The sequence below is a fragment of the Streptomyces sp. NPDC047081 genome (genome assembly GCF_040643775.1).
Taxonomy (GTDB): domain Bacteria; phylum Actinomycetota; class Actinomycetes; order Streptomycetales; family Streptomycetaceae; genus Streptomyces.
In genome coordinates this window covers 156,191-163,141 of sequence record NZ_JBEYUY010000027.1, presented here as the reverse complement: position 1 = coordinate 163,141, position 6,951 = coordinate 156,191, and the positions used below count along the sequence as shown (strand labels likewise).

Genomic DNA, 6,951 nt, shown 5'->3' with positions numbered 1-6,951 from the left:
GACCCGGTCTACGGCTACCAGGTCACCAACGTCGAGGCGTCGATGGCGTCGCCCTCCTCGCTGCTGCACTGGACCCGCCGCATGATCGAGATCCGTAAGCAGAACGCCGCTTTCGGACTCGGCTCCTACACGGAGCTCCAGTCGTCCAACCCGGCGGTGATCGCGTTCCTGCGCGAGTACGAGGACGATCTCGTGCTGTGCGTGCACAACTTCTCGCGGTTCGCGCAGCCCACCGAGCTGGACCTCAGGACCTTCAACGGGCGGCACCCGGTCGAGCTGTTCGGCGGAGTGCGCTTTCCGGCCATCGGTGAGCTGCCGTACTTGCTGACCCTCGCGGGGCACGGCTTCTACTGGTTCCGGCTCCGCAAGGACCCCGTGTAGAGCCTCCGAGAACCCGGGATGGGGCGGTTTCCCCTGTCCCACCCGGGGCACGCATACGTAACACCCCGCCCCCGGGGAAAGGACGCGACGCCATGTCGGAAGCCGTCACCCGCACCGCCACGACACACCCCGGCCTCCTTGCGTCACTGGACCCCCTGCTGCGCGAGTGGCTGCCGAGGCAGCGCTGGTTCGCGGGCAAGGGACGGCCGGTCACCGGGTTCTCGCTGGTCGCGGCCACCGAGCTGCTGCCGGTCACGGCCAAGCTGGGCCTGTACCACCTCCTCGTGCGCGCGCACCAGCCGTCCTCGATCGGCGCCGAGCCGCACCCCGGCGACTGCTACCAGCTCCTCATAGGCGTGCGCGAGGCGCTGCCGCCGCGGCTGGCGCCCGCGCTGATCGGACACGCGGAGGAGGGCCCGCTCACCGGCCGGACGGTGTACGACGCCCTGTACGACACCCGGCCCGCCGAGGTGCTCCTGGAGGCGCTGCGCACCCGGGCCCGCATCGGCGGGCTGCTCTTCGACCGGGAGCCGGGGCAGGAGATCCGCGCCGGGCTGGTCCCCCGGGTGGTGACCGCCGAGCAGTCGAACTCGTCCGTGATCTACGGAGATACGTTCATCCTGAAGCTGTTGCGCCGGGTCGTGCCCGGCGTCAACCCCGACCTGGAGCTGCCGCTGGCGCTGGCCCGCGAGGGCTGCCCGCGGGTGCCGGCGCCGACGGCGTGGCTGCGGGCGGAGCTGGCCGGGGAGCCGTACGTCCTCGGTGTGCTCCAGCCCTACCTCCAAGGCGCCGCCGACGGCTGGGAGCTGGCGCTGCGCGAGCTGGCCAAGGGCGAGGACTTCGGCGCCGAGGCGCGGGCGCTGGGGCGGGCCACGGCCGAGGTGCACCTGGCGCTGGCCCGCGCGCTGCCGACCGTCACGCTCGGCCACACCCAGCTGCAACGGCTCGCCGACGGCATGATCCAGCGCCTGGAGGCGGCCGCGCAGGCGGTGCCCGCGCTGCATCCGTACGTGCCCGCGCTGCACTCGGCGTTCAGCGCGCTGGCCGACCTGGCGGCGGAGGGCTGTACCTGGACCGCCCAGCGCGTCCACGGCGACCTGCACCTCGGGCAGTGTCTGCGCGCACCGGACGGGGAGTGGTTCCTGATCGACTTCGAGGGCGAGCCCGCCAGGCCGCTGGCCGAGCGGCGGATGCCGCAGCCCGCGGTGCGGGACATCGCGGGCATGCTGCGCTCCTTCGACTACGCGGCCCACTCGGCCGGACCTCCCGCAGAGGGGTGGGCGGACACCTGCCGGGCCGCCTACTGTTCCGGGTACGCGGAGGTCAGCGGTCACGACCCGCGCACCGACCCGGTGCTCCTGCGCGCCTACGAAACGGACAAGGCGATCTACGAGGTCGTCTACGAGGCCCGGCACCGCCCGGACTGGCTCTCGGTGCCGATGACGGCGATCGAGCGCTACGCCGCCACCGACCTGTACTGAACCCCTTCCCGACCCTCGCCGAGGAGGCGCCGCCCGTGACCCCCCGCCCCACATCCAGCGGTTCGGATCCGAAGAAGACGGCCGAGGAGAAGGCCGCCAAAGCCGCGAAGAGTGTGAGGAAGGCGGTGAAGAAGGCCGTCGAGAAGACGGCCGCTCCCGAGAAGGCGGCGGCCAAGAAGACGGCGGCGAAGAAGGCGGCCACCAAGAAGACCGCGGAGAAGCCGGTGGCGAAGAAGGCCACCGCCAAGAAGACCGCGGCGCGGAAGACGGCCGTGAAGGCGACGGCCGTGAAGGCGACAGCCGCCAAGACCACTGCCGCGAAGAAGACCGCGCCGGAGAAGGCCGCCGCCAAGGAGAGCCCCGCCAAGAAGTCGACCGCCACCGTCAAGAAGAGCACCGCGAAGAAGAGCACCGCCAAGAAGGTCACCGCGGCCGGAAAAGGCGCCGCCCCCGTCCCCGCTCAACCGCCGGAGGCCCCCGTGTCGCCCGCCGTCGGCGCCGGTGACCGGGAGCGGCTGCTCGCCGGTGCGCATCACGACCCGCACACCGTGCTGGGCGCCCACCCGGTGCCCGGCGGTGTCGCCGTGCGGGCGTTCCGGCCGTACGCCCTGTCCGTGACCGTCGTCGCCGGGGAGCTGCGGGCCGAGCTGCACGACGACGGGGACGGGTTCTTCTCCGGTCTGCTGCCGCTGTCCGACGTCCCGGCCTACCGGCTCCTCGTGACGTACGAGGGCTCGGTGCAGGACGCCGAGGACGCGTACGGGTTCCTGCCGACGCTCGGCGATCTCGACCTGCATCTGATCGGCGAGGGCCGGCACGAGCACCTGTGGCAGGTGCTGGGCGCGCACCCGATGACGCACCAGGGCGTGGCCGGCACCCGCTTCTCCGTGTGGGCGCCGAACGCGCGCGGTGTGCACGTGGCCGGCACCTTCAACTTCTGGGACGGCACCGGTTATCCGATGCGCTCGCTGGGCTCCTCCGGGGTGTGGGAGCTGTTCGTGCCCGGCATCGGCGAGGGCGAGCTGTACAAGTTCCAGATCACCCGCCCGGACGGCTCCAAGACCCTGCGCGCCGACCCGCTGGCCCGCCGCACCCAGACCCCGCCCGAGACGTCGTCGATCATCACGGCCGCGCACCACGAGTGGCAGGACGAGGAGTGGCTGGCCCGCCGCGCCGACCTGCCCGCGCACGAGGCGCCGTTCTCCGTCTACGAGGTCCATCTCCCGTCCTGGCGCCCGGGACTGACGTACCGTCAACTCGCCGAGCAGCTCCCCGCGTACGTCAAGGACCTGGGCTTCACCCACGTCGAGCTGATGCCGATCGCCGAGCACCCCTTCGGCGGCTCCTGGGGCTACCAGGTCACCGGCTTCTACGCGCCGACGGCCCGCCTGGGCACCCCGGACGACTTCCGCTACCTGGTCGACGCCCTCCACCAGGCCGGCATCGGCGTCCTGATGGACTGGGTGCCGGCGCACTTCCCGCGCGACGACTGGGCGCTGGCGGAGTTCGACGGCCGTCCGCTGTACGAGCACGAGGACCCGCTGCGCTCCGCACACCCCGACTGGGGCACCCTTGAGTTCGACTACGGCCGCCGTGAGGTGCGCAACTTCCTTGTCGCCAACGCCATTTACTGGTGCGAGGAGTTCCACATCGACGGGCTGCGGGTCGATGCCGTCGCGTCGATGCTCTATCTCGACTACTCGCGCGAGCCGGGCCAGTGGGTCCCGAACGTGCACGGCGGCCGGGAGAACCTCGACGCGGTGGACTTCCTGCAGGAGATGAACGCGACCGTGTACCGCCGGGTGCCGGGCGTGGTGACCATCGCCGAGGAGTCGACGGCCTGGGACGGCGTCACCCGCGCGACCCACCACCGGGGCCCGGGCGGCTTCGGGGGCCTGGGCTTCGGCCTGAAGTGGAACATGGGCTGGATGCACGACTCGCTGGACTACATGAGCCACGAGCCGGTGCACCGCAAGTACCACCACAACGAGATGACCTTCTCGATGGTGTACGCCTACAGCGAGAACTACGTGCTGCCCATCTCGCACGACGAAGTCGTCCACGGCAAGCGGTCGTTGGTGTCGAAGATGCCCGGCGACTGGTGGCAGCAGCGCGCCAACCTCCGGGCGTACCTGGCCTTCATGTGGGCCCATCCCGGCAAGCAACTCCTCTTCATGGGCCAGGAGTTCGCCCAGGGCGCCGAGTGGTCGGAGGCGCACGGCCCGGACTGGTGGCTGCTGGACCCGGCGTACGGGGCGGAGGCCGACCACCGGGGCGTCCGCGACCTGGTCCGCGACCTCAACACGGTCTACCGCCACACCCCTTCGCTGTGGCAGCAGGACACGGTCCCGGCCGGCTTCGAGTGGATCGTCGGCGACGCGGCGGAGGACAACGTCTTCGCCTTCCTCCGCTTCGCCACCGACGGCACCCCGCTCCTGGCGGTCTCCAACCTCTCCCCGGTGGTCCGCCACGACTACCGCCTGGGCGCCCCCGACGACGTCCCGGCCTGGCACGAGGCCCTGAACACGGACACGGCCAAGTACGGCGGCGGCGACGTGATCAACCCGGACGTCATCAAACCGGAGCCCCAGGCCTGGCACGGCCGCCCGGCCAGCATCCGGCTGACATTGCCGCCGCTGGCAACGGTGTGGCTGCGGCCTGCCTGAGCGGGACCACCGTTTTATAGTCTGTCGGGTCAACGTCTTTGGTCCACGGGGGGATTGAGGCACTTGCGATCCGACAGACGCGTGGCCGCCGTGCTGTGCGCGCTCGCCGTCCTGCTGCTGAGCGCGTGCGGCACGCAGGTGGCAGGCCCGGGCACGGAGGCGTCCGCGACGGCGACCGGCCCGATCCCCTGGACCCTCGCCGAGCCCTCCCGGATCACCGCCGCCCGCCTCGCCGCCGACCGGCGCACCCTGAGCATCGACGCGGACGTGCCCAGCGGCGAGCACGCTTGCGTGCGCGACTTCAAGGCCCGGGACACCGACGCCGAGTACGGCAGCGTGCCCGGCACCGTGCATGTGCAGGTCACCTTCGAGTCACCCTCGGGCGACCGCCGTTCCGGCTGCACGAAGGAGCGGACGGCCACCGCACGGCTGCGGTTGCCCGAGCCGCTGGGGAAGCGGGAGCTGGTGGTCGACGACCACACGGTCTTCACCGCCGACGGCGCCAAGCTGCCCGCCCTGCGCCTGTGCGGAGAGCTGGGCTGCACCCCGCCGGCCACGGGCTGCACGCCGAACTCCTACGAGCAGGCGCTGAAGGCGGTCGGCGCCCCCGAGCACACGTACCGGGACGCGGAGCACTGCGACGGCAAGTGGCTCGTCCTGGACTTCTCCTGGCGCACCGGCCCGGCCTGCGGCGACGACACGACGGACCCGGCCTGCACGTCCCGCCTCGGCGACCGCTGGTTCTTCAGGGCCGAGAAGTCGGGCTGGAAGCCGATCGCACGCAGCTCGGCGGAGGGCTGCACGGACGTGCACCGCAAAGAACCCGCCTTCCCCACCGCCCTGTGCGGCCCGCTCCCCGCCCTGGCCCCGTCCCTCCACCCGACCTACTCGCCGACGGCCACCGCGACGCCCTGAGCAGCGGCCACGTCCGGCGGCAGAGCTCTCAGGTGTCCTTCCTGCCGCCGGACATGAGCCTGCGCAGGGCGGCCAGCAGGCCCCGTGCGTTGGTGTCCGTGCCGGTCGAGGGTGCCGCCGCGTCCTGTGGGCGTGGGACGGTCGGTGGCGGGCCGCTCAGTTCGTACCGCACCGGCAGCAGCTTCAGGCCCCGCACCACGGGTCCCGCCCGCCACGGCAACTGGTCCGGCGGCAGGGTCAGTTCGGCCCGTCCGAAGTGCTCGAAGACCCGTCCGACGGCCGTGGCCACGATCATGCCGCCCAACTCCCGTGCGGCACTGGGACATTGGTGCGGCCCCGCGCCCCACCCCAGATGCGCCCGGGTGCTGACCGCCGAGCCGACCATCGGCGAGGACCCGATCGCGAGCAGGTCCTGGTGCGCCGCGGCCGCCGACGGCGACACCGCGTCCCCGGCCCGCACCCAGAAGTTGCCGAGCCGCACGTCCCGCGCCGCGAACCGGAAGCACATGTTGGCGACCGGCGGATTCGCCAGCGCCGCCCGGTTGACGGTCTCCCCCAGCTGCCCCGCCGACAGGCTCCTGCGCACGGTCGCGTTGCCGCGCAACACCTCCAGCAGCGTGTTCATGACCATGTTGCCGGTGATGTCGTTCAGGTAGACGGCGTTCATGAACAGCTCCCGCCCGAGCTGCTCGTCGGTCAGCTTCGGATCGGTCAGCAGCATGTACGAGGTGAGGTCGTCCCCCGGCCGGGCCCGCCGGTGGGCGGCCAGCCGGGTCATCGCCGCGAGCGCCCGTCCCGTGGCCGGGCCGGCGTCGGGGCCGCCGTCGAGCATCCGCCACAGGTCCATGACCAGCTCGTCGCCGAGCTCGACCGGGCAGCCGAACAGCTTGGTCGTCACCATCAGCAACAGCGGTCTGGTGTACTGCGCGCCGAGGTCCGCGAACCCCGCCGTCCCCGACTCCGCGGCGAGCACGCCGACCAGCTCGTCGGCGTAGCTCGCGACGGCCGCCCGCAGCTCCCACCCCTGCGGACTGCGCGCCTCCTGGAAGGGCCGCAGGGCCGAGTGCAGCGTGCCGCGCGCCGCCCGGTGCTCCTCCTCGTCCATGAACATCGTCTGCCGCACCTCGTACCCGGCGAGCAGCGGCCAGTCGTGCGGCAGCCGCCCCTCGGCGCGCGCCCGCCAGTAGCGGATGTCGCGCCGCCACTGGCTCTCGTTCCGCAGGACCTCCAGCACCTCGCGGTAGTCGAGAACCAGCCACACGGGCACGCCCATCAGCCCGACGGGGGCGACGGGCCCGTACTGCCGCCGCAGCCGCCCGTACACCGCCCCCGGGTCGGCGTCGAACTCCGAGGTGAGCAGCGGCTGGACGGGCAGCGACTCCAGCCAGGGGCTGTCGGCCGGCGCGGTCGTGTACGCATGGGCTTCCATAACGCACACGCATACCGCACCAACCGTGCACAAGCAGTGACCGAGGCGGGAACTGTTACGGCTTGGTGATACCAGTTGC

At 72.1% G+C, this 6,951-nt stretch carries 5 protein-coding genes; 4 read left to right on the top strand and 1 reads right to left on the bottom strand.

Annotated features, from left to right (window positions below; translation table 11 throughout):
• The 4 genes from ABZ848_RS38065 to ABZ848_RS38050 all read left to right on the top strand — a co-directional run.
• The coding region (locus ABZ848_RS38065; protein ID WP_360839392.1) for an alpha-glucosidase C-terminal domain-containing protein at positions 1 to 381 on the top strand (381 nt) is incomplete at its 5' end.
• A 92-nt stretch (positions 382 to 473) separates the two neighbouring features.
• Positions 474 to 1,862, top strand: coding sequence for a maltokinase (locus ABZ848_RS38060; RefSeq protein ID WP_360839390.1), 1,389 nt, complete (start codon positions 474 to 476; stop codon positions 1,860 to 1,862).
• Positions 1,863 to 1,897: 35 nt separating this feature from the next.
• Positions 1,898 to 4,528, top strand: a complete 2,631-nt coding sequence (glgB, locus tag ABZ848_RS38055; protein WP_360839388.1) for a 1,4-alpha-glucan branching enzyme — start codon at positions 1,898 to 1,900, stop codon at positions 4,526 to 4,528.
• A gap of 63 nt (positions 4,529 to 4,591) precedes the next feature.
• Positions 4,592 to 5,443, top strand: coding sequence for a hypothetical protein (locus tag ABZ848_RS38050; RefSeq protein WP_360839386.1), 852 nt, complete (start codon positions 4,592 to 4,594; stop codon positions 5,441 to 5,443).
• A gap of 28 nt (positions 5,444 to 5,471) precedes the next feature.
• Here the strand turns inward: ABZ848_RS38050 and ABZ848_RS38045 are convergent, their stop codons facing one another.
• Positions 5,472 to 6,872, bottom strand: coding sequence for a cytochrome (locus tag ABZ848_RS38045; protein ID WP_360839384.1), 1,401 nt, complete (start codon positions 6,870 to 6,872; stop codon positions 5,472 to 5,474).
• Between the last annotated feature and the right edge of the window lie 79 nt (positions 6,873 to 6,951).